Source organism: Bradyrhizobium sp. Kon69 (assembly GCF_055807515.1).
The window spans coordinates 1-248 of sequence record NZ_JBVVOS010000505.1 but is presented as its reverse complement, the minus strand read 5'-3'; the positions used below and the strand labels follow the sequence as shown (position 1 = coordinate 248).

1 protein-coding gene is annotated in these 248 nt (G+C 68.1%); it reads right to left on the bottom strand.

Annotation, left to right across the window (positions count from 1 at the left end; translation table 11 throughout):
- Positions 1 to 248 (bottom strand): aminotransferase class III-fold pyridoxal phosphate-dependent enzyme (locus tag AC0L3U_RS39965; RefSeq protein WP_473365207.1); only part of this gene is annotated, 248 nt, incomplete at both ends.

Sequence of the window (248 nt, the reverse complement as noted above, 5' to 3'; positions counted from 1 at the left end):
CGCCCCTGGCGAGGGTCGAACTGCGCCATGATGTCCGCTCGCCCGCCCAGCGCGCCGCACGGCATGCCGCCACCGATGTACTTGCCCAGGGTCATCAGGTCGGGCCTGACACCCAGTTTTTCCTGCAGCCCGCCGGGGGCCAGACGCGAGGTCATCACCTCATCGAAAATCAGCAATGCGCCATGGGCCTGGCTCCTTTCACGCAGCCCTTGGAGAAAGCCCGGCTCGGCGCAGATGCAGCCGCCGGC